This is a genomic window from Pseudomonas sp. WS 5079 (genome assembly GCF_012985465.1).
Classification (GTDB): Bacteria; Pseudomonadota; Gammaproteobacteria; order Pseudomonadales; family Pseudomonadaceae; genus Aquipseudomonas.
The window spans coordinates 79,347-104,202 of sequence record NZ_JAAQWN010000002.1; the positions used below are offsets into that span (position 1 = coordinate 79,347).

The following is a 24,856-nucleotide window of genomic DNA, read 5'->3' on the forward strand; positions in this document are numbered from 1 at the left end:
GGCAGAGAATGTTGGCACCACCACAGATCACGTGTGGGAGCGGGCTTGTCGGATCGCCGCATCGCCGCGAAGACGTCGGCCCAGCAAACACTGATGTTGACTGCCCCACTGCTTTCGCGGGCAAGCCCGCTCCTACAGGGGATCTCACTGGGGCAGAGAATGTTGGCACCACCACAGATCACGTGTGGGAGCGGGCTTGTCGGATCGCCGCATCGCCGCGAAGACGTCGACCCAGCAAACATTGATGTTGACTGACCCACTGCTTTCGCGGGCAAGCCCGCTCCTACAGGGGGGCTGCGCTTAACTGACTGGCATTAGGGCAAGCCCGCTCGCCACACCGCGTGCAAAAAAAAACGCCAACCCGCAGGTTGGCGCTTTTTCTTACAGCTTGAAGCTTAAAACTTGCTGCTGCTCTTAGGGCTTCTTACGCCCAAAACCCGGGCGCTGGCCGGAGCCTGCCGGCGCACCGCGGCGCTTGCCCGACGGCTCATCAGCTACCAGTTTGAGCCCTGGGCGCTTTTTCGGCGCGGGCTTGGCTGGGCGCTTGGCACCTTCGGCTGGACGATCGGTCTGCGGAGCACCACGGCCGGTATCGCCACGGTTGCTGCGACCGCCCGTTGGCGCCTCGCCACGACCGGCCGGACGCGGAGTACGCGGTGCACGCTCGCCATCCTGACGGGCCGGAGCCGACGGACGACGATCGCCCTCGATTTGCGGCTGACGGGAAATACGACCGCCAGTGGCCGGTGCATCCAGCGCCGGGCGCAAAGTACGGGCAACGCGCTCGGTACGTGCCACAGGGCGCGACGATTTACGCTGCATGCGCTCCAGCTTGTCTTTGCTCTTGGCGTTCATCTGCGGCATGGCCACAGGGGTCAGGCCGACTTCAGCACTGAGGATGTCGACTTCGTACTGGCTCATTTCGCGCCAGCGCCCCATCGGCAGGTCCGAATTGAGGAACACCGGGCCGAAACGCACGCGCTTCAGGCGGCTGACCACCAGGCCCTGGGATTCCCACAGGCGCCGTACTTCACGGTTACGCCCTTCCATCACCACGCAGTGGTACCAGTGGTTGAAACCTTCGCCACCTGGCGCCTGCTTGATGTCAGTGAACTTGGCCGGGCCGTCTTCCAGCACCACGCCAGCCTTGAGGCGTTCGATCATCTCGTCATCGACTTCACCCCGTACACGCACCGCGTATTCGCGGTCCATCTCGTAGGACGGGTGCATCAGGCGGTTGGCCAGCTCACCGTCGGTGGTGAACATCAGCAGGCCGGTGGTGTTGATATCCAGGCGACCGATGTTGATCCAACGGCCTTCTTTGGGCTTGGGCATCTTGTCGAACACGGTTGGACGGCCTTCCGGGTCGTCACGGGTGCAGATCTCGCCGTCGGGCTTGTTGTACATGATCACGCGGCGCACCGATTCGGCGGCCTCTTCACGCTTGATGACCTTGCCATCAATGGTGATTGCGTCATGCAGATCGACGCGCTGGCCCAGGGTGGCTTCAACGCCATTGACCTTGATGCGCTTCTGGGTGATCCAGGCTTCTACGTCGCGGCGCGAGCCAACGCCGATACGGGCGAGGACTTTTTGCAGTTTCTCGCCGGCTGGGCCGATTTCCTGGCTGTCGTTCTGGTCTTGGTCTTTCATCTTAAGCACCTCCCGGTGTGTCGATTCAGGCGTGGCCTGAAGGTATTGAAACTGGGGTCTTGGGCGAACGCATCGCCAAAGGGTCGCGAATCATACGCTCATGGCGCGCATTGCGCATCAGAGACTAGTCGATATGGGCCGGCTCATTTGCTTTTCCGCCGACCGGTGGCGCCCAGGGCGATCAGCCGTAGCTCGGCTTCGGCCAGCACCACGCGCTTGTCGACCTTGTCGAGCTTCTTCCAGGCCCGGATCTCACGCTTGCTGCGCCCGCAGCCGACGCAGATGTCGTCGCTGAATTTGCAGAGGCTGATGCAGGGGTCTTTGGTGGAGCTCATCACTACCTCACGGCACAGGGCTTTTCCGTAGGAGCTGGCTTGCCTGCGATGGCGCTGGGTCAGCACCGGATAGGCTGGCTGACACACCGCCATCGCGGGCAAGCCCGCTCCTACAGGGGATCTCGTTTGCAGCACGAGTTTGGCTACACAACACATCAATGTGGGGGGGGGCAGACCGGGTCAGTCTTCGAATTCGCGGCGTTCGTTTTCGATGGCTTCGGCCAGTGCCCGGGCTTCGGCTTCTTCTTCGCTCAATTCGGGTTGTTCCAGGGCGGCAACGGCAGCCAGCAGTTTTTCGCGGGCGGCCGCCACACCCAGGATGTCTTCCTCAGGCTCAGGTTCGACCGCAGGCGCCGTTTCAACGTTCATCGGCGTTGCGCCCGCCCCATCACGCAGCAAGTCATCAAAGTCGGTCTTGATCCCCTGCTCCATATCGTCCAGCTCCAGCAGCAAGGTATGGAAACTGGTCTCGTCCTTCGGCTCCTCCGGTTCGGCGCTGGCATCGGCCAGTTCCTGCAAGCCGGGCGGCACCGGGGCATCGTCGAAGTCGAGCACCGGTTCGGCCTCGATCTCGCGCAGCTCGGCCAGTGGCGGCAGGTCGTCGAGGTTTTTCAGGTTGAAGTGGTCGAGAAACACCTTGGTGGTAGCAAACATCGCCGGTTTGCCGGGTACGTCGCGGTAGCCGACGATGCGGATCCACTCGCGCTCCAGCAGCGTCTTGACGATGTGGCTGTTGACCGCCACACCGCGCACATCCTCGATCTCGCCACGGGTGATGGGCTGGCGATAGGCAATCAGCGCCATGGTCTCCAGCATCGCCCGGGAATAACGTTGCGGGCGCTCTTCCCACAGGCGCCCGACCCACGGCGAAAATTTCTCACGGATCTGCAAGCGATAGCCCGAGGCCACTTCCCTCAGCTCAAAAGCGCGGCCGTCACAGGATTTACGCAGGATTTCCAGGGCCTTCTTGAACACCGGCGGTTCCGGGCGCTCGGCTTCTTCAAACAGTTCAAACAGGCGCTCCAGCGATTGCGGCTTGCCCGAAGCCAGGAGGAAGGCTTCCAACAGCGGTGCCAGTTCGCGAGGTTCAGTCAGATTCATCAATTCAGCTCGTTATTCGGCTCGCGCCCGCACGTGGATAGCCGCAAAAGGCTCATTTTGCACCAGCTCGACCAAGGACTCCTTGACCAGTTCGAGGACCGCCATAAAGGTCACGACCACGCCCAGGCGCCCTTCTTCGGCGGTAAACAGCTCGACAAACGGCACAAACCCGCCGCCCTTCAGGCGCTCCAGCACATCGCTCATGCGCTCGCGGGTGGACAAGGCTTCGCGGCTGACCTGGTGGCTTTCAAACATATCGCCACGGCGCAGCACCTCGGCCATGGACATCAGCAGTTCTTCCAGGCTCACATCTGGCAACAATTTACGCGCCCGGGCCTCCGGCGCATCGAGCTTGGGCACCACCACGTCACGGCCCACGCGGCTCAAGCCGTCGATGCCTTCGGCGGCAGCCTTGAAGCGCTCGTACTCCTGCAGGCGGCGGATCAGTTCGGCGCGGGGGTCGTCCTCTTCCGCTTCGATCGTCTCGGAGCGCGGCAGCAGCATGCGCGACTTGATCTCCGCCAGCATCGCAGCCATCACCAGGTACTCGGCGGCCAACTCCAGGCGCACCGACTGCATCAACTCGACATAACCCATGTACTGGCGGGTGATTTCCGCCACCGGGATGTCGAGGATATTGATGTTCTGTTTGCGGATCAGGTACAGCAGCAAGTCCAGCGGGCCTTCGAAGGCCTCAAGGAAGACTTCCAGGGCATCCGGCGGGATGTACAGGTCCAGGGGCATTTCCATGACGGCCTGGCCGTAGACCATGGCAAATGGCAGTTCCTGCTGGGCACCGGCCTGGCTGTCGACGGTTTCCACGGCCGACATTCAGGCCTCGACCATGAACGGTGCAGGATCGCCACAGCCTACCCGGATCACCTCTGGCTCGCCGTCGGCCAGGTTGATCACGGTGGACGCCTTACCACCGCCGAAGCCGCCGTCGATGATCAGGTCCACCTGTTTTTCCAGGAGTTGTCGCATTTCGTAGGGGTCTTCCAACGGTTCAGTCTCGCCGGGCATGATCAGCGACACGCTCATCAGCGGCTCACCCAGCTCGGCCAGCAGCGCCAGGGCGATGGGGTGCTCCGGCACCCGCAGGCCGATGGTGCGTTTCTTCGGGTGCAGCAGCAGGCGCGGCACCTCGCGGGTGGCATTGAGAATAAAGGTATAGGGCCCTGGCGTATGGGCCTTGAGCAGGCGGAAGGTGCCGGTATCGACCTTGGCGAACAGGCCCAGCTGCGACAGGTCGCTGCAGATCAGCGCGAAGTTGTGGTTTTTATCCAGGTCGCGCAGGCGTCTTACGCGCTCCACCGCATTCTTGTCGCCGATCTGGCAACCAATGGCGTAGGAGGAGTCCGTGGGGTAGATCACCACGCCACCGGCGCGAATGATCTCCACGGCCTGTTTGATCAGCCGCGCTTGCGGGTTTTCCGGATGAATCTGGAAAAATTGACTCACGTTCTCTACCTGTTCAGACAGTGGCGGTAATGGGGTCATGCTTGAATCGCCCCCACAGGAGCGGCAAGTCTTCCGGGACCGGGCGGTATTCGCCGATCTCCGACCAGCCGCCTGGGCCATGGAAATCACTGCCGGCACTGACCAGCAGACCAAATTCACGGGCAAGAATCGCCAGGCTGCCAACCTGTTCGGCGGGTTGATGCCCATTGACCACTTCGATGGCGTGGCCACCCGCTTGAATATAGTCGCCTATCAGCTTGCGACGCTTGCTGCGGGTAAAATCGTAATGCCAGGGGTGCGCCAGGCTGACCCAGGCCCCGGAGGCGCGCAGGGTCGCCACAGTGTCTTCGAGGGTCGGCCAATGCAGCTTGACGTCCCCCAGCTTGCCGGCGCCCAGCCATTTGCGGAACGCTTCGGCGCGATCCTTGACGTAACCCTCGCGCACCATCCAGTCGGCAAAATGCGGGCGGGCCGGCGCGTTGCCGCTGTCACCCAGCGCCTGCTGGATGGCACGGGCGCCCTCAAGGGCATTGGGCATACCCTTGAGCGCCAGTTTGCGGCTTATTTCTTCGGACCGCAGCCAGCGGCCATCGTGCAACCGGGCGATAGCCTCCACCAGCGGCGGGGCCGTGACATCAAAACCGTAGCCCAACACATGAATGGTTGCGCCGCCCCAGGTGCAGGACAGCTCGACGCCATTGACCAGTTGTATGCCCAGCGCCGTGGCGGCAATACGCGCCTCGTCCAGGCCTTCAAGGGTGTCGTGGTCGGTCAACGACAGGACTCGCACGCCTTTTTCAAACGCACGCGCAACCAGTACCGCGGGCGCCAGGGCGCCGTCGGAGGCCGTGCTGTGGCAGTGCAAATCAACATTCACGGGAGTCTGTAACCTCAAGTCAGCTGGCGCTTACGCTACCAAGGATGTTTGTTATTATGCCGCCACATCCAGCTTCTGGCTCTTACTGTGAAACAATTCATCGACTTCATCCCGCTGTTGCTGTTCTTCATCGTTACCAAACTCGACCCCAGGGTCATCGATATCGCCGGTCATGAGCTGTCGTTCGGGGGGATCTACAGCGCCACTGCCGTCCTGATCGTCAGCTCTGTGGTGGTCTACGGCGCCATCTTCATCTCCCAGCGCAAACTCGAAAAAAGCCAATGGCTGACCCTCATCGCCTGCCTGGTATTTGGCGGCCTGACCCTGGCCTTCCACAGCGAAACCTTCCTTAAATGGAAAGCCCCGGTGGTCAACTGGCTGTTCGCCCTGGTCTTTATCGGCAGCCACTTCATCGGTGATCGCCTGCTGATCAAGCGAATCATGGGCCATGCGCTGACCCTGCCGGAGCCGGTCTGGACACGCTTGAACGTGGCCTGGATCGTGTTTTTCCTGTTCTGCGGCGCCGCCAACCTGTTCGTGGCCTTCACCTTCCAGAACTATTGGGTCGACTTCAAGGTGTTCGGCAGCCTGGGCATGACCGTCCTGTTCCTGATCGGCCAGGGTATCTACCTGTCGCGCCACCTGCATGACACCGCCCCTACCACGCCAAAAACCGAGGACTGACATGCTCTACGCCATCATTGCCACCGACGTCGCCAACTCCCTGGAAAAACGCCTGTCCGTGCGCCCGGCCCACGTGGAACGCCTCAAGGCGCTACAAGCCGAAGGGCGCTTGGTGCTCGCCGGCCCACACCCGGCCGTCGACAGCAATGATCCGGGAGATGCCGGCTTCACCGGCAGCCTGATCATCGCCGAGTTCGCCTCCCTGGCCGATGCCCAGGCCTGGGCCAAGGCCGACCCGTATGTTGCAGCCGGCGCCTATGCCGATGTCGTGATCAAACCCTTCAAGCAAGTCCTGCCTTGATTCAGGTGACGCCGAACCTATTGGGTTCGGCAAACGTCTAATCGCTCATTATTCTCGGTAACCTGCCGACAACGTTCTGAATATTCGTGTGGAATCAGGAGTTCCGATGCGCTTACGTCAGTTGTGTCTGTTGGCAGTGTTAACGATCGGGGCTACGGCCCAGGCTGAAGAAACCTCGAACACCGGCAGTTCCACGCCCCTGTCCTTGAGTGCCGGCAGCCAGATCACCGAGTTGCAGCAACGCTTGAAAGAAAGCGAGCGCCTGCGCGAAGAACTGAGCAAACAATTGCAAACTGCCGATGCCGCCCGCGAAAGTGCGCAACTGAGCCGGCTGCGCCAGGACAATCAGCGCCTGGCCCAGCAACTCAAGGACGCGCAAGGTGGCGCCCTGCCACGTTGGCTCACCGACCAGCAGCAATGGTTCGTGATTGGCGCAGGAGTTGCGCTGGTTGCCCTGCTGTGCGGTATCTTCGCCAGTGGCGGGCATCGGCGCCGTCGACAATGGCTAAATTGAGTGAGTCATGAGCGAGCTGTTACTGATAGATGATGACCAGGAGCTCTGTGAGCTGCTGACCAGTTGGTTGAGCCAGGAAGGTTTCCATGTGCGTGCTTGCCATGACGGCGTGAGTGCGCGCAAAGCCCTGGCCGACGCCGCGCCGGCGGCCGTGGTGCTGGACGTGATGCTGCCCGATGGCAGCGGCCTGGAGTTGCTAAAGCAATTGCGCGCCGACCACCCTGAATTGCCGGTACTGATGCTTTCGGCCCGGGGCGAGCCCCTGGACCGGATCCTCGGCCTGGAACTGGGCGCCGATGACTACCTGGCCAAACCCTGCGACCCCCGCGAACTGACCGCCCGCCTGCGGGCCGTATTGCGCCGCAGCCACCCGACGGCGGTGTCTACCCAACTGGAACTGGGCGACCTGTGCTTCAGCCCGGTGCGTGGCGTGGTGATCATCGACAGTCAGGAACTGACCCTCACCCTGTCCGAAAGCCGCCTGCTGGAAGCCTTACTGCGCCAGCCGGGCGAGCCCCTGGACAAGCAGGAACTGGCGCAGATCGCCCTGGGCCGCAAGCTGACCCTGTATGACCGCAGCCTGGACATGCACGTGAGCAACCTGCGCAAGAAAATCGGCCCGCATGCCGACGGCCGCCCGCGGATCGTCGCACTGCGCAGCCGTGGCTACTACTACACCCCCTGAAATCCCCTGTAGGAACCGGCTTGCCGGCGATGAGGCCCTTGAGTCATACGCTGATCCAACGGACGCCATCGCCGGCAAGCCGGCTCCTACCTGTTTTGTAAGTGCCCGCCCAATCTGTCTTTACCCAAGCTTTACCCTCCCCTGACCGCCGCTGACCTTGATCTTCGTAATCTACTCACATCCGGAATCACCGGAACCGAGACAAGGAGAAACACCATGCGCAAGACCCTTATCGCTCTGATGTTCGCCGCAGCCCTGCCTACCGTCGCCATGGCCATGCCAGAAGGCCAAGGCCCGATGGGCGGCCCTGCAGGCCACATGATGGGTGGCCCGGGCCACGGCGGTGAACACGGCATGCGCGGCAAAGGCGGCCCTTTCAGCCAGCTCGACCTGACCCGCGAACAGCGCCAGCAGATCGGCAAACTGATGGGCGAACAACGCGAAGGCCGCCAGCAACTGGTCAAGAAGTACCTGGACAAACTCCCAGCTGCTGAGCAGAAAGCCATGAACGACGAAATGGCCGCCGCCAAGCAGAAAACCCAGGCGGATATCCGCGCCCTGCTCAAGCCTGACCAGCAGAAGAAGTTCGACGAAATGGCGAAGAAACGCGCCGAACGCCAAGCCGAGTGGCAGCAGTTCCAGGCCTGGAAAGCGCAACAACCGCAAAAAGCGCAATAATGCGTTAGCAACCTCCCAGCCCAGTGGCCCGTGCCACTGGGCTTTTCCTGTTTGAGGGTTTCCTGTGCGTTCACTCTTCTGGCGCATCCTTGCCAGTTTCTGGCTGGCCATCGCCCTGGTTGCCGGGCTGTCGATCCTGCTTGGGCATATGCTCAACCAGGACGCCTGGATTCTCAGCCGCCATCCCGGCCTAAATAACCTGGCCGAAGAATGGACCCAGCGTTACGAAACCCAAGGCGAGGACGCCGCCCAGGACTTGTTGCAACAGCGAAAGCGCCAGTACCACGTCGATGTACAAGTGCTCAACGAGAGCGGCGACCCGGTGGTGCGTGGCACCTTCCCGCGCCGTGCCGCCGCCTTCGAAGCGCGACAGCATGAGAGCCACGAGGGCCGGCTGCCCTGGCGCCGCCTGACAGCCGAGTACACCAGCGAAAAAACCGGCGACACCTACCTGCTGATCTACCGCATCGCCCTGCCGGAGCTGGATGCCTGGCACCGCAGCAGCCTGCTCTGGCCCTTGAGTGCCCTGGCGATTGCATTGGTGGTGCTGACCCTGTTCAGCCTGCTGGTGACCCTGTCGATCACCCGTCCCCTCAGCCGCCTGCGCGGAGCGGTGCATGATCTGGGCCAGGCCACATACCAGCAAAACAGCCTGGCGCGCCTGGCCGACCGGCGCGATGAATTTGGCGTGCTGGCCACCGACTTCAACCGCATGGGCGCACGCCTGCAAAGCCTGATCGGCAGCCAGCGGCAATTGCTGCGCGATGTGTCCCACGAACTGCGCTCGCCCCTGGCGCGCCTGCGGATCGCCCTGGCCCTGGCCGAACGGGCCACCCCCGAGGCACGGGAAAAACTCTGGCCACGTCTGACCCTGGAATGTGATCGCCTGGAAGCGTTGATCAGCGAAATCCTGGTCCTGGCGCGGGTGGATGCCGACAACGCCAGCGCCGAAGACATCGACCTCAATATCCTGCTCAGGACCCTGCAAAAGGACGCCCAACTCGGCGCCCCGGACCAGGAAGTACAGCTTCACGCCGACCCGGCGCTGACACTCAAGGGCTGGCCACATATGATCGAGCGGGCACTGGACAACCTATTGCGCAATGCCCTGCGCTTCACCCCGCCCAGCCAGCCAATTGAAATGCGCGCCCAGCGTGAAGGCGAACGCATTGTGATCAGCGTGCGCGACCATGGCCCGGGCGTGGATGCCGAACACCTGCAAAAGCTGGGCGAGCCGTTTTACCGCGCCCCCGGGCAAACCGCCCAGGGGCATGGCCTGGGCCTGGCCATCGCCCGCCGGGCAGCCGAGCGTCATGGCGGCAGCCTGACCCTGGCCAATCATCCCGACGGCGGTTTTATCGCCACCCTGGACTTGCCCTTGCAACCGGGGATTGCAGCCCACCCCTGAAGATCTTCTATGATGGCCCTTCTCTTATGGAGGGCCTTTGATGACTGATCTGCTCACCTCGATCCAGCATGCACTCGATCTGCCGCCCACACCGCTGGCGACCGCCGAGGCCGGCGCCTTGCCCTCAGCTTTCGCCGTCACCGAGTTGGCTTGCGCCAGCATGGGTGCCGCCGCCCAGGCCCTAGCCCGGTTGCTGGAACAACAGACCGGGCGCCTGCCCCTGGTCAGCGTGGACCGGCGCCTGGCCTCCTTCTGGTTCTCCAGTTCCCTGCGCCCACAGGGCTGGAGCGTGCCGCCGTTGTGGGACCCGATTGCCGGCGACTACGCCTGCGCCGACGGCTGGATTCGCCTGCACACCAACGCCCCTCACCACCGCGCGGCTGCCGAGCGTGTGTTGGGACAGGTCGCGGACCGGGCGGCGATGACGCTCAAGGTCGCCCCATGGAGCGCTGCCGAGCTTGAGCAGGCGATTGTCGACGAGGCCGGCTGCGCCGCACAGATGCGCACCTGGCAGGAGTGGCAAGCCCATCCCCAGGGGTTGGCGGTCAATCAGGAACCGTTGCTGGCGCGAAAACGCTTCGACACGGCCGGCAAAACCCGCTGGCTCGGCAACGTGGCGCGCCCGCTGGCGGGGATCAAGGTACTGGACCTGACCCGCGTGTTGGCCGGCCCCGTGGCCAGTCGTTTTCTCGCCGGCCTTGGCGCCAACGTCTTGCGCATCGACGCCCCCGACTGGAACGAACCTGGGGTCGTGCCGGAAATGACCCTGGGCAAGCGCTGCGCGCGCCTTGACCTTAAACACCCCAGCGACCGGCAAATGTTCGAAAGCTTACTCAAGGATGCCGACATTCTGTTCCACGGTTATCGGGCAGATGCGCTAGAGCAACTGGGTTACAACACGAGCGCCTTGCAGCAGATTGCCCCCGGCCTGATCGACGTCAGCCTCAACGCCTACGGCTGGAGCGGCCCGTGGCGCAATCGCCGGGGCTTCGACAGCCTGGTGCAGATGAGCAGCGGCATCGCCCACGCCGGCATGCTGTACAAACAGGCAGATAAACCGGTGCCGCTGCCGGTGCAGGCACTGGACCATGCCACCGGCTACCTGATGGCGGCCAGTGCGATACAGGCCTTGGCCGAGCGCTTGAGCAGTGGGCATGGGGGTTCGGCACGGCTGTCGCTGGCGCGTACGGCGAAGCTGTTGATCGAGGCGGGACAAGACAAACAGCCAGCGTTGCGTGAAGAAGAACCGGGTGATCAGGGGCTGCTGGTAGAGCAGACGGCCTGGGGCCCGGCCCATCGTTTGCTGGCGCCGGTCAGTATTTCCGGGACTCCGCTGCAATGGGATTTGCCGGCTGGGGAATTGGGCGCGCATCGGGCACAGTGGTGACCTTGAAAGGGTCATCGCGGCGATGCGGCGACCCGACAAGCCCGCTCCCACAGTTGATCGTGTGCAGATCAAACAACTCGGTCAAATGTGGGAGCGGGCTTGCCCGCGATGAGGTCCGCCCAGGCACAACAATTTCACAAGGTCAGCAGCCCGCTGTACAACCCATACGCCGCCAGGCTCGCCCCGGCGATCACGCAACTGAAAATTCCTTTTTCCAGCAACGTAAACAACGGCTGGCCCTGCTCGCGCTTGGCCTGGGCGAACAGGATCACCCCTGGGGCATACAACAGCGCCGACAGCAGCAGGTATTTCAAGCCGCCGGCATACAGCAGCCACACCGCATACCCCAGCGCAATCACCCCCACCAGCAGGTCCTTGAGCCGCTGGCCATGGGCTCCCTCGTAGGTTTCCCCGCGCCCGCACAGCAGCACGGCATAGGCCGCCGACCATAAATACGGCACGAGGATCATCGACGACGCCAGGTAGATCAGCGTGGTGTAGGTGCTGGCCGAAAACAGCGTGATCACCAGGAACAGCTGGATCATCACATTGGTCAGCCACAACGCATTGACCGGCACCCGGTTGGCGTTTTCCTTTTTCAGGAAGGCCGGCATGGTCTTGTCATGGGCAGTGGCGTAGAGAATCTCGGCGCACAGCAAGGCCCATGACAGCAACGCGCCGAGCAGCGACACCGCCAGGCCGATACTGATCAACATCGCGCCCCAGGGCCCGACGATATGTTCCAGCACGCCCGCCAAGGACGGGTTCTGCAAGTTGGCCAACTCCGGTTGGCTCATGATCCCCAAAGACAGCACGTTGACCAGCACCAGCAGGGCCAAGACCCCGACAAACCCGATCACCGTGGCGCGGCCCACGTCCGAGCGTTTTTCCGCGCGCGCCGAGTACACGCTGGCGCCTTCGATGCCGATAAACACAAACACGGTGACCAGCATCATGTTGCGCACCTGGTCCATCACCCCACCAAATTGCGGGTTGCCCAGGCCCCAGATATCCCGGGTGAAAATATCCGCCTTGAACGCCACGGCGGCGATCACGATAAACATCAGCAGCGGCACGATCTTGGCCACGGTGGTGACCTGGTTGATAAACGCGGCCTCCTTGATCCCGCGCATCACCAGAAAATGCACGGCCCACAGCAGCAGCGACGCGCAGCCGATCGCCACCGGCGTATTGCCCTGGCCAAACACCGGGAAAAAATAGCCCAGGGTGCTGAACAGCAGCACGAAGTAACCGACGTTGCCCATCCAGGCACTGATCCAATAGCCCCAGGCCGACGAGAACCCCATGTAGTCGCCAAAACCGGCCTTGGCGTAGGCATACACACCCGAATCCAGGTTGGGCTTGCGGTTGGCCAGGGTCTGGAACACAAAGGCCAGGGTCAGCATGCCAATGGCGGTGATGCCCCAACCGATCAGGATCGCTCCCACCTCGGCCCGCGCGGCCATGTTCTGCGGTAACGAGAAGATCCCGCCGCCAATCATTGAGCCCACTACCAACGCCACCAGGGCGCTGAGGCGCAGCTTTTGTGCCGGTTGCGACATAGAAACTCCTGCAGATGAAACCGTCATCGAGCTAACAACTGTGCACTCGGCTAATTTATCGAAAACATGCAACGTTTATTAGCTATAGCGAATAAAACTGCTCGCCTCATAACTTAATGACATTTCAGTTAGTCGAGTTTAGGCAAATTTAGAATTTAAATACCACTTGTCTTTTATCCATGAGGGGTATCTGACAAAGCCTCTTGAAAAAGTTTGCACATTTGCGAAAACGGGCTAGCTTCAAACATCCACGCCTTAGGCATATAGCATTAACCCGAACGGATAAAAGCTCTGGGACGCGCTTATCCGAGCAATTATACGCCCGCTACATTTATTCATAAGTCTTTAATTCACAATGGAATGTGCCAATGAAGTGATCTGAGTCAGCTGTTTGAATAGCGCACAGTTTTATTCTGTGGTCTCTCTTCTCCTGCATTGGAGTCACGCAATGTCTGAATCCCCCGGAAAACTTCGATTAGGCGCCCTTGTTGCTCTAGTTGTGGGCTCAATGATTGGCGGCGGGATCTTCTCGTTGCCGCAAAACATGGCCGCCAGCGCCGATGTCGGTGCGGTATTGATTGGTTGGGTTATCACTGCCGTAGGCATGTTGACCCTGGCCTTTGTATTCCAGACCCTGGCCAACCGTAAACCTGACCTGGACGGCGGCGTGTACGCCTACGCCAAGGCCGGTTTTGGCGACTACATGGGTTTCTCCTCAGCCTGGGGCTACTGGATCAGTGCCTGGCTGGGCAACGTCGGCTACTTCGTGCTGTTGTTCAGCACCCTCGGTTACTTCTTCCCCATCTTCGGCGAAGGCAACACCCCGGCAGCGGTGATTGGCGCGTCGGTGTTGTTGTGGGCCGTGCATTTTTTGGTGCTGCGCGGGATCAAGGAAGCCGCATTCATCAACCTGGTGACCACGGTCGCCAAGGTCGTGCCGCTGGTGCTGTTTGTGTTGATCGCCCTGTTCGCGTTCAAGCTGGACATCTTCACCGCTGACATCTGGGGCGTGAAAAACCCCGACCTGGGCAGTGTGATGAACCAGGTGCGCAACATGATGCTGGTCACCGTCTGGGTATTTATCGGTATCGAAGGCGCGAGCATCTTCTCGTCCCGTGCCGAAAAACGTTCGGACGTGGGCAAGGCCACCGTCATCGGCTTTATCACCGTGCTGCTGTTCCTGATGCTGGTGAACGTGCTGTCCCTGGGGATCATGACCCAACCGGAACTGGCCAAGCTGCAGAACCCGTCGATGGCGGCCGTGCTGGAGCATGTGGTCGGCCATTGGGGCGCGGTGTTGATCAGCGTCGGCTTGATCATCTCGTTGCTGGGCGCGCTGCTGTCGTGGGTGCTGCTGTGTGCAGAGATCATGTTCGCCGCCGCCAAAGACCACACCATGCCGGAGTTCCTGCGTAAGGAAAACGCCAACCATGTGCCGGTCAACGCCCTGTGGCTGACCAACGCCATGGTCCAGATCTTCCTGGTGATCACGCTGTTTTCCGCCAGTACCTACCTGTCGCTGATCTATCTCGCCACCTCGATGATCCTGGTGCCCTACCTGTGGTCGGCAGCCTACGCGCTGTTGCTGGCGGTACGCGGCGAGACCTACGAGGCGGCCCTGGCCGAGCGCAAGAAAGACCTGTTCATCGGCTCCATTGCCCTGATCTACGCGGTCTGGCTGCTGTATGCCGGTGGCACCAAATACCTGCTGCTCTCCGCCCTGCTCTACGCCCCCGGCGCGATCCTGTTCGCCAAGGCCAAGCGTGAACTGGGCAAACCGATTTTCACCAACGTCGAGAAGCTGATTTTCGCCGCAGTGGTCATTGGCGCCCTGGTGGCGGCCTATGGGCTCTACGACGGCTTCCTGACCCTGTAACACCTGAATCTTTTTGTTCACTGGAGGATCTGTAATGACCACGGAAAAAGTTAAGTACGGCGTACATTCCGAAGCCGGCAAACTGCGCAAAGTCATGGTGTGTTCCCCAGGTCTGGCCCATCAGCGGCTGACCCCCAACAATTGCGACGAACTGCTCTTCGATGACGTGCTCTGGGTGGCCCAGGCCAAGCGCGACCATTTCGACTTCGTTACCAAGATGCGCGAGCGCGATATCGATGTGCTGGAAATGCACAACCTGTTGACCGAGATTGTCGCCATCCCCGAAGCGCTGGACTGGATCCTGGAGCGCAAGATCACCGCCAACACGGTTGGCCTGGGCCTGGTCGATGAAGTCGGCTCGTGGCTCAAAAGCCTGGAGCCGCGCAAGATCGCCGAGTTCCTGATCGGTGGTGTATCCGCCGACGACCTGCCAAGCAGCTTCGGTGGCAAGACCATCGAGATGTTCCGCGACTTCCTCGGCCACTCAAGCTTTATCCTGCCACCGCTGCCCAACACCCAGTTCACCCGCGACACCACCTGCTGGATCTACGGTGGCGTGACGCTCAACCCGATGTACTGGCCGGCGCGACGCCAGGAAACCCTGCTGACCACCGCCATCTACAAGTTCCACCCAGAGTTCACCAACGCCGACTTCCAGATCTGGTACGGCGACCCTGACCAGGAGCACGGTGCAGCCACCCTGGAAGGCGGCGACGTGATGCCAATTGGCAACGGCGTGGTGTTGATCGGCATGGGCGAGCGCTCCTCCCACCAGGCCATCGGCCAACTGGCGCGCAACCTGTTCAAGAACAAGGCCGTGGAAAAAGTCATCGTTGCCGGCCTGCCCAAGTCCCGCGCCGCGATGCACCTGGACACCGTGTTCAGCTTCTGCGACCGCGACCTGGTAACCATCTTCCCCGAAGTAGTGAACCAGATCGTCGCCTTCACCCTGCGCCCTGACGAGAGCAAGCCCCACGGCATCGATATCCACCGCGAGAAAACCAACTTCCTCGACACCGTGGCCGCAGCGCTGGGCCTCAAGGCCCTGCGTGTGGTGGAAACCGGCGGCAACAGCTTCGCCGCCGAACGCGAACAGTGGGACGACGGCAACAACGTGGTGGCCGTGGAACCTGGCGTGGTGATCGGTTACGACCGCAACACCTACACCAACACCCTGCTGCGCAAGGCCGGTGTGGAAGTCATCACCATCAGCGCCGGCGAACTGGGCCGGGGCCGGGGCGGCGGCCACTGCATGACCTGCCCGATCATCCGCGACCCTATCGACTACTAAACGACCATCTCCCCGGCGGCATCCACCCGATGCCGCACGGGCCGATTACCGAATCCAAGGAGAATCATCATGGCGTTCAACATCCACAACCGTAACCTGCTGAGCCTGGAACACCACACCCCGCGCGAACTGCGCTACCTGCTGGACCTGTCCCGCGACCTCAAGCGCGCCAAGTACACCGGCACCGAGCAGCAGCACCTCAAGGGCAACAACATCGCGCTGATCTTCGAGAAAACCTCGACCCGCACCCGATGTGCCTTCGAAGTCGCGGCCTATGACCAGGGCGCCAACGTTACCTACATCGACCCGAACTCGTCGCAGATCGGCCACAAAGAAAGCATGAAAGACACCGCCCGCGTACTCGGGCGCATGTACGACGCCATTGAATACCGTGGCTTCAAGCAGGAAATCGTCGAAGAACTGGCGAAGTTCGCCGGGGTCCCGGTGTTCAACGGCCTGACCGATGAGTACCACCCAACCCAGATGATCGCCGACGTGTTGACCATGCGTGAACACGCTGACAAGCCGATCCACGACATCAGCTACGCCTACCTGGGCGACGCCCGCAACAACATGGGCAACTCGCTGCTGCTGGTCGGCGCCAAGCTGGGCATGGACGTACGCATCTGCGCACCAAAGGCCCTGTGGCCCCACGATGACCTGGTGGGTCGCTGCAAAAAATACGCAGAAGAAAGCGGTGCACGCATCACCCTCACCGAAGACCCGAAAGCCGCGGTCAAGGGCGTGGACTTTATCCACACCGACGTCTGGGTCTCCATGGGCGAGCCTGTGGAAGCCTGGGCCGAGCGTATCGAGCAACTGCTGCCGTACCAGGTCAATGCCCAATTGATGAAAGCCACCGGCAACCCACGCACCAAGTTCATGCACTGCCTGCCGGCGTTCCATAACAGCGATACCAAGGTCGGCAAACAGATTGCCGAACAGTATCCGCACCTGGCCAACGGCATCGAAGTGACCGACGACGTGTTCGAGTCCCCGGCCTGCATCGCCTTCGAGCAAGCGGAAAACCGCATGCACACCATCAAGGCGATCCTGGTTTCGACGCTGGCGGACCTGTAACCCAACACCGCTCCCACTGATGTAGCACGGGCAATGTGGGAGCGGGTTTTATGTGGGAGCCGGGCTTGCCCGCGATGCAGTCACCTCGGTCTGCCAGACATAGCGAGGTGAGGCCATCGCAGGCAAGCCAGCTCCCACATAAAGCCCGCTCCCACACTTGCTCCGGTGTTCACAAGGCCGAATTCTAGAAGGATTGCATTATGCGTATCGTCGTTGCACTGGGCGGTAACGCCCTGCTCCGCCGTGGTGAACCCATGACAGCGGACAACCAACGCGCCAATATCCGGATCGCCACCGAGCAGATTGCCAAGATCCATCCGGGCAACGAGCTGGTGATCGCCCACGGCAATGGGCCACAAGTCGGCCTGCTGTCGCTGCAAGCCGCCGCCTACACCCAGGTTTCGCCCTACCCGCTGGACGTGCTGGGTGCCGAAACCGAAGGCATGATCGGCTACATCATCGAACAGGAACTGGGCAACCTGCTGGACTTCGAAGTGCCTTTCGCCACCCTGCTGACCCAGGTTGAAGTGGACGCCAACGACCCGGCTTTCCAGAACCCGACCAAGCCGATCGGCCCGGTCTACTCCAAGGCCGAAGCGGAAAAACTGGCCGCCGAAAAAGGCTGGGCGATTGCCCCCGATGGCGATAAATATCGCCGGGTAGTGGCCAGCCCACGGCCCAAACGCATCTTTGAAATCCGCCCGATCAAGTGGCTGCTGGAAAAAAGCAGCATCGTGATCTGCGCAGGTGGCGGCGGCATCCCGACCATGTATGACGAGAACGGCAAGCTCAAGGGTATCGAAGCTGTGATCGATAAAGACCTGTGCTCCTCGCTGCTGGCCCAGCAACTGGAAGCCGACCTGCTGGTGATCGCCACCGACGTCAACGCGGCGTTTATCGACTTCGGCAAGCCGACGCAAAAGGCCATCGGCCAGGCGCACCCCGACGACATGGAAAAACTTGGCTTCGCCGCCGGCTCCATGGGGCCCAAGGTCCAGGCCGCCTGCGAGTTCGCCCGCAACACTGGCAAAACCGCAGTGATCGGTTCACTCTCGGACATCGAAGCCATCGTCCAGGGCACCGCCGGCACCCGTATCAGCACGGCAAAACCTGGCATCACCTACCTATAACTACACCAGGGCGGTTGTTGCAGCCGCCCTTCTCCAATGCCTTGTTAAGGAGAGACGCCTATGGCCATCTTTGAACCCGGTCACTTGCATATCGAACGCCACGCGTTGAATGCCCAGGATCACAGCTACGACCTGTGCATCGACTATGAAGTCAGCCAGGACCCAAAGGAAGGCAAGGGAATGCTCTTCAAAATGCACGGCTCCGTGCAGGGCAAGGACCTCAAGGAAGAATTCTTCCTGCCCAAGGACCAGGCCTACGACTTTGCCCGCCATGCCATGAACATCGCGCAGAAATACGGCATGCCGAAAACCGCGGTGCTCAACGGTGGCATGCATAAACAGTACGACCTGATGTTCGAGGATGTGCGCCACCAACTGGATGTAAAACCGGGCGACCCGATCAAGCCTGAACACCTGGAATAACCAAAACAGCTCAAATGTGGGAGCTGGCTTGTGTGGGAGCTGGCTTGCCTGCGATGCAGGCACCTCGGTGTGTCAGTCACCCCTCGATGATGCTATCGCAGGCAAGCCAGCTCCCACATTTTTGATCTCCACCCCCGCTCAGGCATACTGGCCACCCTCCGCATTGCAGAATCAACATCCACCCCATGCGTATCCACGTCAGCTTCATCGACCGCGTCGGCATCACCCAGGAAGTCCTGGCCTTGCTCGGTGGGCGCAATCTCAACCTGGATGCGGTGGAGATGATCCCGCCCAACGTCTACATCGACGCGCCGACCCTGAGCGTGGAGGTGCTGGAAGAGTTGCGCGATGCGCTGTTCAGTGTGCAGGGCGTACAGGCGGTGACGGTGGTGGATATCCTTCCCGGCCAGCGCCGTCACCTGCAACTCGACGCCCTGCTGGCGGCCATGACCGACCCGGTCCTGGCCCTGGACAGTGCCGGCAAGGTGCTGCTGGCCAACCCGGCGCTGATCGCCCTCTATGGTCGCGAGCCGGCTGGCGAAAGCATCGCCGAGCTGTTTGAGGATCCGGCGCTGCTGGAAGCCTTGCTCGAACATGGCTTTCGCCTGCCCCTGCGCGAGATCAGCGTCAACGGCCAGACCTTATTGCTGGACGCCACACCGATCACCGATGCCGGCGCGCTGCTGACGTTGTACCAACCCAACCGTATCGGCGAGCGACTTTCGGCGCTGCACCATGACCATGCCGAAGGTTTCGACGCACTTTTGGGCGAGTCGCCGGCGATCCGCACCCTCAAGACCCGTGCGCAACGAGTGGCGGCCCTCGACGCCCCGCTGTTGATCCAGGGCGAGACCGGCACCGGCAAAGAGCTGGTGGCCCGCGCCTGCCATGCCATCAGTGCGCGCCACAGCTCACCGTTCCTGGCGCTGAACTGCGCGGCACTCCCGGAAAACCTCGCCGAGAGCGAGCTGTTCGGCTACGCCCCCGGCGCCTTTACCGGGGCCCAGCGCGGCGGCAAGCCGGGGCTGATGGAGCTGGCCAACCAGGGCACGGTATTTCTCGACGAGATTGGCGAGATGTCGCCGTACTTGCAGGCCAAGCTCCTGCGTTTTCTCAATGACGGCAGCTTTCGCCGGGTCGGCGGCGACCGCGAGGTCAAGGTCAATGTGCGCATCCTCAGCGCCACCCACCGCGACCTGGAGAAAATGGTCAGCGAAGGCACCTTCCGCGAAGATCTGTTCTACCGCCTCAATGTGCTGAATGTGGAAGTGCCGCCCCTGCGCGAACGCGGCCAGGACATCCTGCTGCTGGCCCGCTACTTCATGCAGCAGGCCTGCGCGCAGATCCAGCGCCCGGTCTGCCGCCTGGCGCCGGGCACTTACCCGGCGCTGCTGGGCAACCGCTGGCCGGGTAACGTGCGCCAGTTGCAGAACGTGATCTTCCGCGCCGCCGCCATTTGCGAAAGCAACCTGGTGGACATTGGCGACCTGGATATCGCCGGCACCTCGGTCGCCCGCCAGAGCGACGGCGAAGTGGACAGCCTGGAGCAGGCAGTGGAGGACTTTGAGCGCAGCCTCCTGGAAAAGCTCTATACCACCTATCCCTCGACACGCCAGTTGGCCAACCGCCTACAGACGTCTCACACCGCTATCGCCCATCGATTGCGCAAGTACGGCATCCCCGGCAAGCCATGATCACCAAAAAACCCGGCGCCCACGCTGGATCACCGCCCCGGTTGCGCTGAAAAACAGCTGCTGGGCCATGGCCGCGCTCAGGCGTGAATAGTAGATGGCGATCACGTCGCTGTCGGTCTTGTCGGCCAGGCCTCTAAAACTCATAAAGCGTTGTTCCGGACGCTTGAGATGGCCGGCAGTGAAATCCGCATTGGCCGCCCCGGGAGTGCGGTAGTGAAAATGGGCGTAAGCCAACACCCTGCCCGCCTTGTCCTTGACCACATACTCCTGCAAAAAGTCATGCTCGCGCTTGAGCGCAATGCGCCCCACTATCGGTAGGATCTGCACCTCATTCTGACTCTTGAGGTAGGCAATCCCCTCTTCATCCGGCGCCAGGCGCTTGACCATTTCGATCCGGATCAACCGGCCATGCTCCACCAGGCGGCTGGCGGCCTGCCCCAGTTCCTTGAGCAGAGGCTGTGCGACAGCAGCGGTTTTCTCTTGCTCCAGGGCTTTGCGGATCTTGTCGGCCACCGTGCTGATTTTGCCGGCATGCCGCAACAGCCGGGCCTCGACGCTGGCGGGCAGGCTGGAAATACGCGCCTCGTTGCGGGCCTGCTCCAGCACGCTCGCCTGCCTGTCCAGCAGTTTGCGCCCATCGTCCTTGAGCCGCTCCAGGGAGCGCACCGCGCGCGCAGGCGGGGCGCTGGCCTCGGTGATCGACTCAAACTCATCCAGGCCAGGGGTCTGGCGAAAGCTCGCCACCACGCTTTGGTCAACCGGGTTGATAACATCGACAATGTCCTCGTTCAACTCCGGCGTACGCGCACGCACCTGGCCCACCAGGTACCGGCTCTTGCGGTCACGGATCAGGCGCTTGCCGCTACCCACCGCAGGCCTGGGCCTGGACGCGGGGGCCTGTTCGCGCTCGCGCAGCAACGTCGCCAGGGAGCCGCGGGCCTCGTGCTCCATGGCGTTGAGCATTTTGTGCAAGCGTTCGACGCTGCCCTCATACAGCAGGTCAGAAGCCATATCACCAAAGTCGCGCAGGGAGGCCTGGGTGGTGTCGTACTCGAACAGAATCGCCTCATACCCGTCGATGCGTTGCTGCACACTCAGTGAGCTGGCGTCTTGCAAGGTTTTTTGCGACTGCACCGATTGGATCGTCTCGTCGATCAGGGTCCCGATGCGGATGAAATCGTCATACTCCTCCGGCAGCGGCGGCCGGCGCAGGATCACCCCACCCAATGCCTTCAGTTGTACGGACTTCCAGTCCAGCGGCGTGCCCAGCGTCGAGGGCTGCAACGCATCAGCGCGTGATTCATACCCGGGCACCTCGGTCAGCCGGGCATAGTTGTTGCGTTCCAGGATGCTCAAATCGATCAGCTTTTCGTTGTAGCCAATGATCGTCTGCGTAGCCTGAACGAGCGAGTGGTGGGCTGCCTGAACCACGGCCACATCTTCATGGTCCAGTTGCTCATGCAACTGGCTACGGCGCTCGGCAGGCAGCACCTCGGTGGCGCGGTTGGTGACCAGCACTGCCATGCGCACCCGCAGGTTTTCGACCAGATCTTCCAGTTGCAGGATCCTCTCCGGTTCGAAGCGCTCCACGGGTTTGTTGGCGTTTTTTGCAAGTAACGCGTCCAGCTTGTCGAACTGCGCCCGGCTGAGTTTCTCCAGGTCGCCCAGGTAATGGTTGCGCAGGTCCTGCAGGGACTGATCAAAGAGTTTTTCCGGGCTGCCCTCGTGTGCCTCTTTAAAGTGCTCTTCGCTGGCTGCCACGGCACTTTCAGCCTCAAGCAGGCGCGCCGTGGTCTCCTGATAATGGTGCTCAAACATCTGGTTCTGGCGCTGGATATTGGCGCGTCGGGCGGCCGCCGAAAGCTTTGGATGGCCGCCGAGCAATTGCAGGCCCAGGTCGACGTTCCACACCCCGTGTGCATCCTTGCGCAGCCAGGGGCCGACGCGCTGGGGGGCTCGTAGGTCGATGATGCGCCAGCGCCCCTCAACCTGCCTGACCCCATACAGCTTGCTGTCCAGCAGCATGTAGTCTTCATGGCTGACGGTTGCGTCGGCGCGCAGCACCGCGACTCGGCCCCGTACGGGACTGTCCGGCGAGTTGATCGCAGGGGTCGCCGGCCACTGCTCGCGGCGCCCGGGCGACCAGCGAAAGGTTGCCAGTTGTGCCTGCTGCGCCGCGTCGAGACGCAGCCGCGAGTTGGCCCAGGACAAATCCATACCCGTCACATCCGCCCGCGAACGCTGCCAGGCAGAGGCCGACAGCGTTTGCTGAACATGGGCCGTGGAGGTCTGGATGGGCGCCGACCGGAACTCGCTCAGCCGTAAGCGTTGATCAAGGCTGACGACTGGGCTCAGTAGCAAACCTGCGAGGCTGCCGAGCAATTCGGCCAGGGTAGTGGCCGATTCTTCCTGGCTGGCCCCGGCCGGCAACGCCAACACCGCACGAAAACTGCCATACACCTGGGCCAACCACCCCGCCACCGCCACCGACCCTCTGAGCATTGGCAGCAGGGCATTGAATATCTGCCATAGGTTGTTCTTGAACAGCGTCCAGCGCAGCGCCTCGACCGAGGTTGCGCGCTGTTCGGCGGCCTGCCACAGGCTCTTGGCGTTGTCATCGAAAACCGCCTCCAGGAACACCCCCGGCACGCACTCGTCACTGAGCAACGCCGGGCTGGAGGGGGCCGGCACGGCGTACTCGTCCCCCTGTAGAAAACGCTGCACATGAGGGCTGAGAAATCCACCGTTGCCGAACAACGCCCGGCTCTTGTCAGGCAGACGCTCAAGCACTAGCGCCTGCAAATCACTGCCGGGTCGCGCGATCTCGTCGAGCAGCGCCTGGCGGCTGGCAAACTGTTGCAGGGCCGCCTCGGCCTGATCGGGCCGATACAGGATATGGGGCAATTCACCGTTATCCCGCGCACCGAGCACAAACAGGTTGCGGGCCTTGTGCACGGCGCCACCGGCATGGGTCAGGAACGCCAGGGGCCGGGCGACGATGACTTGGTTGCCGACTGTGCGCTGCAGCGGATCGTCCTGCAGCAGTGCGAGTACCACCGCTGCGCCTGCTGGGGTAAACCCGTTGCGCCGGCGCAGGCTGTTTTCAAGGGCCCGCAGGGGCAACTGTAGCGCCATCTGCTCGACAAACAGGCGCCGGCGCCGTGCCGACTCTAGCGGGTCCACCAGCAACGCCTGCTTGAGCAGCGCCGGGTAGTGCAGGCCCACATCGACCGTTTCGATGAGTTTTTTCAGGTACGCCGGCTGCATCCACCTGGCGGGCACAACGCCTGGCCCGGCCTGGTGGCTGATCTGCACACTGGCGTAGGGGGTGGCGAAGGGGTTTTCCAGGGCCCAGGAGGTCAAGGTCCTGGTGCTGCGTTGCGTCCAGCCCACCGTTGCACCCTGGGTGCGTTCAAACGTCAGCAGGTAATCATCCGGGTTGATTGCCGCATGTTGCGGGTAATCCAGGCGCATCTGGCGTTGCAGCGCTTTGCGCGCAAACACGTCAATCGGGTCCAGGCCATCGAGGAACGACGCGCCACCCGTACGCTTGTGCAGGTGCGCCAGGCGCTCCAGCCATTGGCCGTAAGTGTGCCGATCAGCGCTGCTGGCCGCCTGCAACCACACTGGCAACTGCTCTTCGTGGGGCGGCTGGACATAATCGGCCTCGAACCAGACCTCGGGCGCAGTGAGCTTGTGCAGCAGGCGCTTGTAGCTGTCGACATCGGGCAATGCCGACCAGTCGACACGCTTCAGCGCCCTGAGCTGGCGCTCCAGCAAGGCCTGGGCCTGCGCATCGAAGGCATCGCCCTGGGGCTCCCGGAGCCCCCATCTGACAAGCAGGCCGGGGCTGTAGTGGCTCATGTAGCGTGGCAGCAGGTTGCCCAACTCATCCAACGTACTGAGCTTGAGCACGCTCATCGCCGGCACATAGACCAGGTTGACCTGGTGCTGCGCCACCTCGCGCTGCAAGACCAATAGCGGCAGCCATTCGCCCGGCAGCCCATCCTGCCCCGCATACACTTGATAAATCCGCAGCACGTGGACCCCGCCCAGCGCCTGGCGATCCGCCTGGTACCCCCAGAGTTCTTGCGGCCCGTCGCCCAGGCCCAGGAGCTTTTGGCCTTGCTCCTTCGTCAGCGGCGGGTTCTGCCGGGCGCTGAGCAGGCACTCGCGCAGCTGCTTGGCGACCGCCCCCCAACGACTCAAAGCTGTGTCGCCTGGAACATGGGCGTTCCAATAGGCCAACAGCCTCGCGTTAAAACCATCGGGCAATTCGGGCGCCAGGGTGTTGAGCATGATCGCGACATCATTGACCGAAACAGCGCCAATGAACGGGACAAGGCCCTGGGTTACCGAGCTGACCAGCACGCAATGCTGACCTGGCACATAACTTGGCACGTCGCGGCTCATGCAGCGCCGGATCAGGGCGTCGCTCAAGGTGCTGAGCTGGGCATAGCTGACGCCACTGGCCTGGGACGGCTGCCTTAAACCGATCCAGGTGCTGCCGGCCTGCAAACCGCTGTCACTGAATTGGTCGTTGATCCATTCCTGGATCATCGACTCGGCCACTTGCGCCAATGTCGGGCGCTGGGCGAACAGGTGCGCGAGAAAGTCGCGGGAAGCCTGTAGTTGTGAAATGCCCTGATTGGCCTCAATTGAATTGCTCATGCTGCGCGTCCTGATCGTCGGGAAGGGCAAAAAATACGCCGCTCT

The 24,856-nt window shown here is 62.0% G+C and carries 21 protein-coding genes; 13 read left to right on the forward strand and 8 right to left on the reverse strand.

Annotated elements, in window-relative coordinates; translation table 11 throughout:
- Positions 1–414: 414 nt before the first annotated feature.
- The 6 genes from rluB to HBO05_RS04870 form a co-directional block, all read right to left on the reverse strand.
- Positions 415–1,653 carry a 23S rRNA pseudouridine(2605) synthase RluB gene (gene rluB, locus HBO05_RS04845; protein WP_057960500.1) on the reverse strand — a complete coding sequence of 413 codons (1,239 nt, stop codon included), beginning with the start codon at positions 1,651–1,653 and terminating at the stop codon, positions 415–417.
- 143 nt (positions 1,654–1,796) lie between these two features.
- A complete protein-coding gene (locus HBO05_RS04850; protein ID WP_172311913.1) occupies positions 1,797–1,988 on the reverse strand; it encodes a DUF1289 domain-containing protein in 192 nt (63 codons plus the stop codon).
- A 180-nt stretch (positions 1,989–2,168) separates the two neighbouring features.
- Positions 2,169–3,089 (reverse strand): SMC-Scp complex subunit ScpB, encoded by a 921-nt coding sequence (gene scpB, locus HBO05_RS04855; RefSeq protein ID WP_172311915.1) that lies wholly within the window; start codon positions 3,087–3,089, stop codon positions 2,169–2,171.
- Positions 3,090–3,101: 12 nt separating this feature from the next.
- Positions 3,102–3,800, reverse strand: coding sequence for a ScpA family protein (locus tag HBO05_RS04860; RefSeq protein ID WP_170041961.1), 699 nt, complete (start codon positions 3,798–3,800; stop codon positions 3,102–3,104).
- 120 nt (positions 3,801–3,920) lie between these two features.
- Positions 3,921–4,550: an L-threonylcarbamoyladenylate synthase gene (locus HBO05_RS04865; protein WP_169954698.1), complete on the reverse strand. Its 630-nt coding sequence runs from the start codon at positions 4,548–4,550 to the stop codon at positions 3,921–3,923.
- Between the two features lie 13 nt (positions 4,551–4,563).
- Positions 4,564–5,427: a PHP domain-containing protein gene (locus tag HBO05_RS04870; RefSeq protein ID WP_172311917.1), complete on the reverse strand. Its 864-nt coding sequence runs from the start codon at positions 5,425–5,427 to the stop codon at positions 4,564–4,566.
- A gap of 87 nt (positions 5,428–5,514) precedes the next feature.
- Here HBO05_RS04870 and HBO05_RS04875 point away from each other — a divergent pair, with 87 nt between their 5' ends.
- The 7 genes from HBO05_RS04875 to HBO05_RS04905 all read left to right on the forward strand — a co-directional run bounded on the left by HBO05_RS04875 (position 5,515) and on the right by HBO05_RS04905 (position 11,084).
- Positions 5,515–6,111, forward strand: coding sequence for a septation protein A (locus HBO05_RS04875; RefSeq protein ID WP_169954696.1), 597 nt, complete (start codon positions 5,515–5,517; stop codon positions 6,109–6,111).
- 1 nt (position 6,112) lies between these two features.
- On the forward strand, positions 6,113–6,412 hold the full coding sequence (locus HBO05_RS04880; protein ID WP_169954695.1) for a YciI family protein: 300 nt from the start codon (positions 6,113–6,115) through the stop codon (positions 6,410–6,412).
- Between the two features lie 106 nt (positions 6,413–6,518).
- On the forward strand, positions 6,519–6,926 hold the full coding sequence (locus HBO05_RS04885; protein WP_169954694.1) for a translation initiation factor 2: 408 nt from the start codon (positions 6,519–6,521) through the stop codon (positions 6,924–6,926).
- Positions 6,927–6,933: 7 nt separating this feature from the next.
- Positions 6,934–7,611 carry a response regulator transcription factor gene (locus tag HBO05_RS04890; protein ID WP_172311919.1) on the forward strand — a complete coding sequence of 226 codons (678 nt, stop codon included), beginning with the start codon at positions 6,934–6,936 and terminating at the stop codon, positions 7,609–7,611.
- A 216-nt stretch (positions 7,612–7,827) separates the two neighbouring features.
- Positions 7,828–8,289 carry an LTXXQ domain protein gene (locus tag HBO05_RS04895; RefSeq protein ID WP_169954692.1) on the forward strand — a complete coding sequence of 154 codons (462 nt, stop codon included), beginning with the start codon at positions 7,828–7,830 and terminating at the stop codon, positions 8,287–8,289.
- A gap of 64 nt (positions 8,290–8,353) precedes the next feature.
- On the forward strand, positions 8,354–9,697 hold the full coding sequence (locus HBO05_RS04900) for a HAMP domain-containing sensor histidine kinase (RefSeq protein ID WP_172311921.1): 1,344 nt from the start codon (positions 8,354–8,356) through the stop codon (positions 9,695–9,697).
- Between the two features lie 40 nt (positions 9,698–9,737).
- The gene (locus HBO05_RS04905; RefSeq protein ID WP_172311923.1) at positions 9,738–11,084 is read left to right on the forward strand and encodes a CoA transferase; all 1,347 of its coding nucleotides are present in this window, start codon (positions 9,738–9,740) and stop codon (positions 11,082–11,084) included.
- A gap of 134 nt (positions 11,085–11,218) precedes the next feature.
- Here the strand turns inward: HBO05_RS04905 and arcD (HBO05_RS04910) are convergent, their stop codons facing one another.
- Positions 11,219–12,646: an arginine-ornithine antiporter gene (arcD, locus tag HBO05_RS04910; RefSeq protein ID WP_169954689.1), complete on the reverse strand. Its 1,428-nt coding sequence runs from the start codon at positions 12,644–12,646 to the stop codon at positions 11,219–11,221.
- Positions 12,647–13,094: 448 nt separating this feature from the next.
- On the opposite strand from arcD (HBO05_RS04910), the gene arcD (HBO05_RS04915) reads away from it, so the two are divergent.
- From arcD (HBO05_RS04915) to HBO05_RS04940, 6 genes are all read left to right on the forward strand, one after another.
- Positions 13,095–14,522, forward strand: a complete 1,428-nt coding sequence (arcD, locus tag HBO05_RS04915) for an arginine-ornithine antiporter (RefSeq protein ID WP_169954688.1) — start codon at positions 13,095–13,097, stop codon at positions 14,520–14,522.
- A gap of 34 nt (positions 14,523–14,556) precedes the next feature.
- A complete protein-coding gene (gene arcA, locus HBO05_RS04920) occupies positions 14,557–15,813 on the forward strand; it encodes an arginine deiminase (protein WP_169954687.1) in 1,257 nt (418 codons plus the stop codon).
- A 69-nt stretch (positions 15,814–15,882) separates the two neighbouring features.
- On the forward strand, positions 15,883–16,893 hold the full coding sequence (locus HBO05_RS04925) for an ornithine carbamoyltransferase (RefSeq protein ID WP_038442811.1): 1,011 nt from the start codon (positions 15,883–15,885) through the stop codon (positions 16,891–16,893).
- Positions 16,894–17,093: 200 nt separating this feature from the next.
- The gene (gene arcC / locus HBO05_RS04930) at positions 17,094–18,023 is read left to right on the forward strand and encodes a carbamate kinase (RefSeq protein WP_170041908.1); all 930 of its coding nucleotides are present in this window, start codon (positions 17,094–17,096) and stop codon (positions 18,021–18,023) included.
- A gap of 60 nt (positions 18,024–18,083) precedes the next feature.
- Positions 18,084–18,446 (forward strand): DUF5064 family protein, encoded by a 363-nt coding sequence (locus HBO05_RS04935; RefSeq protein ID WP_169954685.1) that lies wholly within the window; start codon positions 18,084–18,086, stop codon positions 18,444–18,446.
- A gap of 185 nt (positions 18,447–18,631) precedes the next feature.
- Positions 18,632–20,140 carry a sigma-54-dependent transcriptional regulator gene (locus tag HBO05_RS04940; protein WP_169954684.1) on the forward strand — a complete coding sequence of 503 codons (1,509 nt, stop codon included), beginning with the start codon at positions 18,632–18,634 and terminating at the stop codon, positions 20,138–20,140.
- On the opposite strand, the gene HBO05_RS04945 is transcribed toward HBO05_RS04940, so the two are convergent.
- Entirely contained in the window at positions 20,141–24,811 is a 4,671-nt protein-coding gene (locus HBO05_RS04945; protein ID WP_172311925.1) for a hypothetical protein, read from the reverse strand.
- Between the last annotated feature and the right edge of the window lie 45 nt (positions 24,812–24,856).

Coding starts and splice junctions, on each gene's coding strand:
- scpB (WP_172311915.1), bottom strand. CDS start 3,089: ATGAATCTGACTGAACCTCGCGAACTGGCACCGCTGTTGGAAGCCTTC.
- HBO05_RS04850 (WP_172311913.1), bottom strand. CDS start 1,988: ATGAGCTCCACCAAAGACCCCTGCATCAGCCTCTGCAAATTCAGCGAC.
- HBO05_RS04905 (WP_172311923.1), top strand. CDS start 9,738: ATGACTGATCTGCTCACCTCGATCCAGCATGCACTCGATCTGCCGCCC.
- rluB (WP_057960500.1), bottom strand. CDS start 1,653: ATGAAAGACCAAGACCAGAACGACAGCCAGGAAATCGGCCCAGCCGGC.
- arcD (WP_169954689.1), bottom strand. CDS start 12,646: ATGTCGCAACCGGCACAAAAGCTGCGCCTCAGCGCCCTGGTGGCGTTG.
- arcC (WP_170041908.1), top strand. CDS start 17,094: ATGCGTATCGTCGTTGCACTGGGCGGTAACGCCCTGCTCCGCCGTGGT.
- arcD (WP_169954688.1), top strand. CDS start 13,095: ATGTCTGAATCCCCCGGAAAACTTCGATTAGGCGCCCTTGTTGCTCTA.
- HBO05_RS04935 (WP_169954685.1), top strand. CDS start 18,084: ATGGCCATCTTTGAACCCGGTCACTTGCATATCGAACGCCACGCGTTG.
- HBO05_RS04890 (WP_172311919.1), top strand. CDS start 6,934: ATGAGCGAGCTGTTACTGATAGATGATGACCAGGAGCTCTGTGAGCTG.
- HBO05_RS04945 (WP_172311925.1), bottom strand. CDS start 24,811: ATGAGCAATTCAATTGAGGCCAATCAGGGCATTTCACAACTACAGGCT.
- HBO05_RS04895 (WP_169954692.1), top strand. CDS start 7,828: ATGCGCAAGACCCTTATCGCTCTGATGTTCGCCGCAGCCCTGCCTACC.
- HBO05_RS04885 (WP_169954694.1), top strand. CDS start 6,519: ATGCGCTTACGTCAGTTGTGTCTGTTGGCAGTGTTAACGATCGGGGCT.
- arcA (WP_169954687.1), top strand. CDS start 14,557: ATGACCACGGAAAAAGTTAAGTACGGCGTACATTCCGAAGCCGGCAAA.
- HBO05_RS04940 (WP_169954684.1), top strand. CDS start 18,632: ATGCGTATCCACGTCAGCTTCATCGACCGCGTCGGCATCACCCAGGAA.
- HBO05_RS04925 (WP_038442811.1), top strand. CDS start 15,883: ATGGCGTTCAACATCCACAACCGTAACCTGCTGAGCCTGGAACACCAC.
- HBO05_RS04880 (WP_169954695.1), top strand. CDS start 6,113: ATGCTCTACGCCATCATTGCCACCGACGTCGCCAACTCCCTGGAAAAA.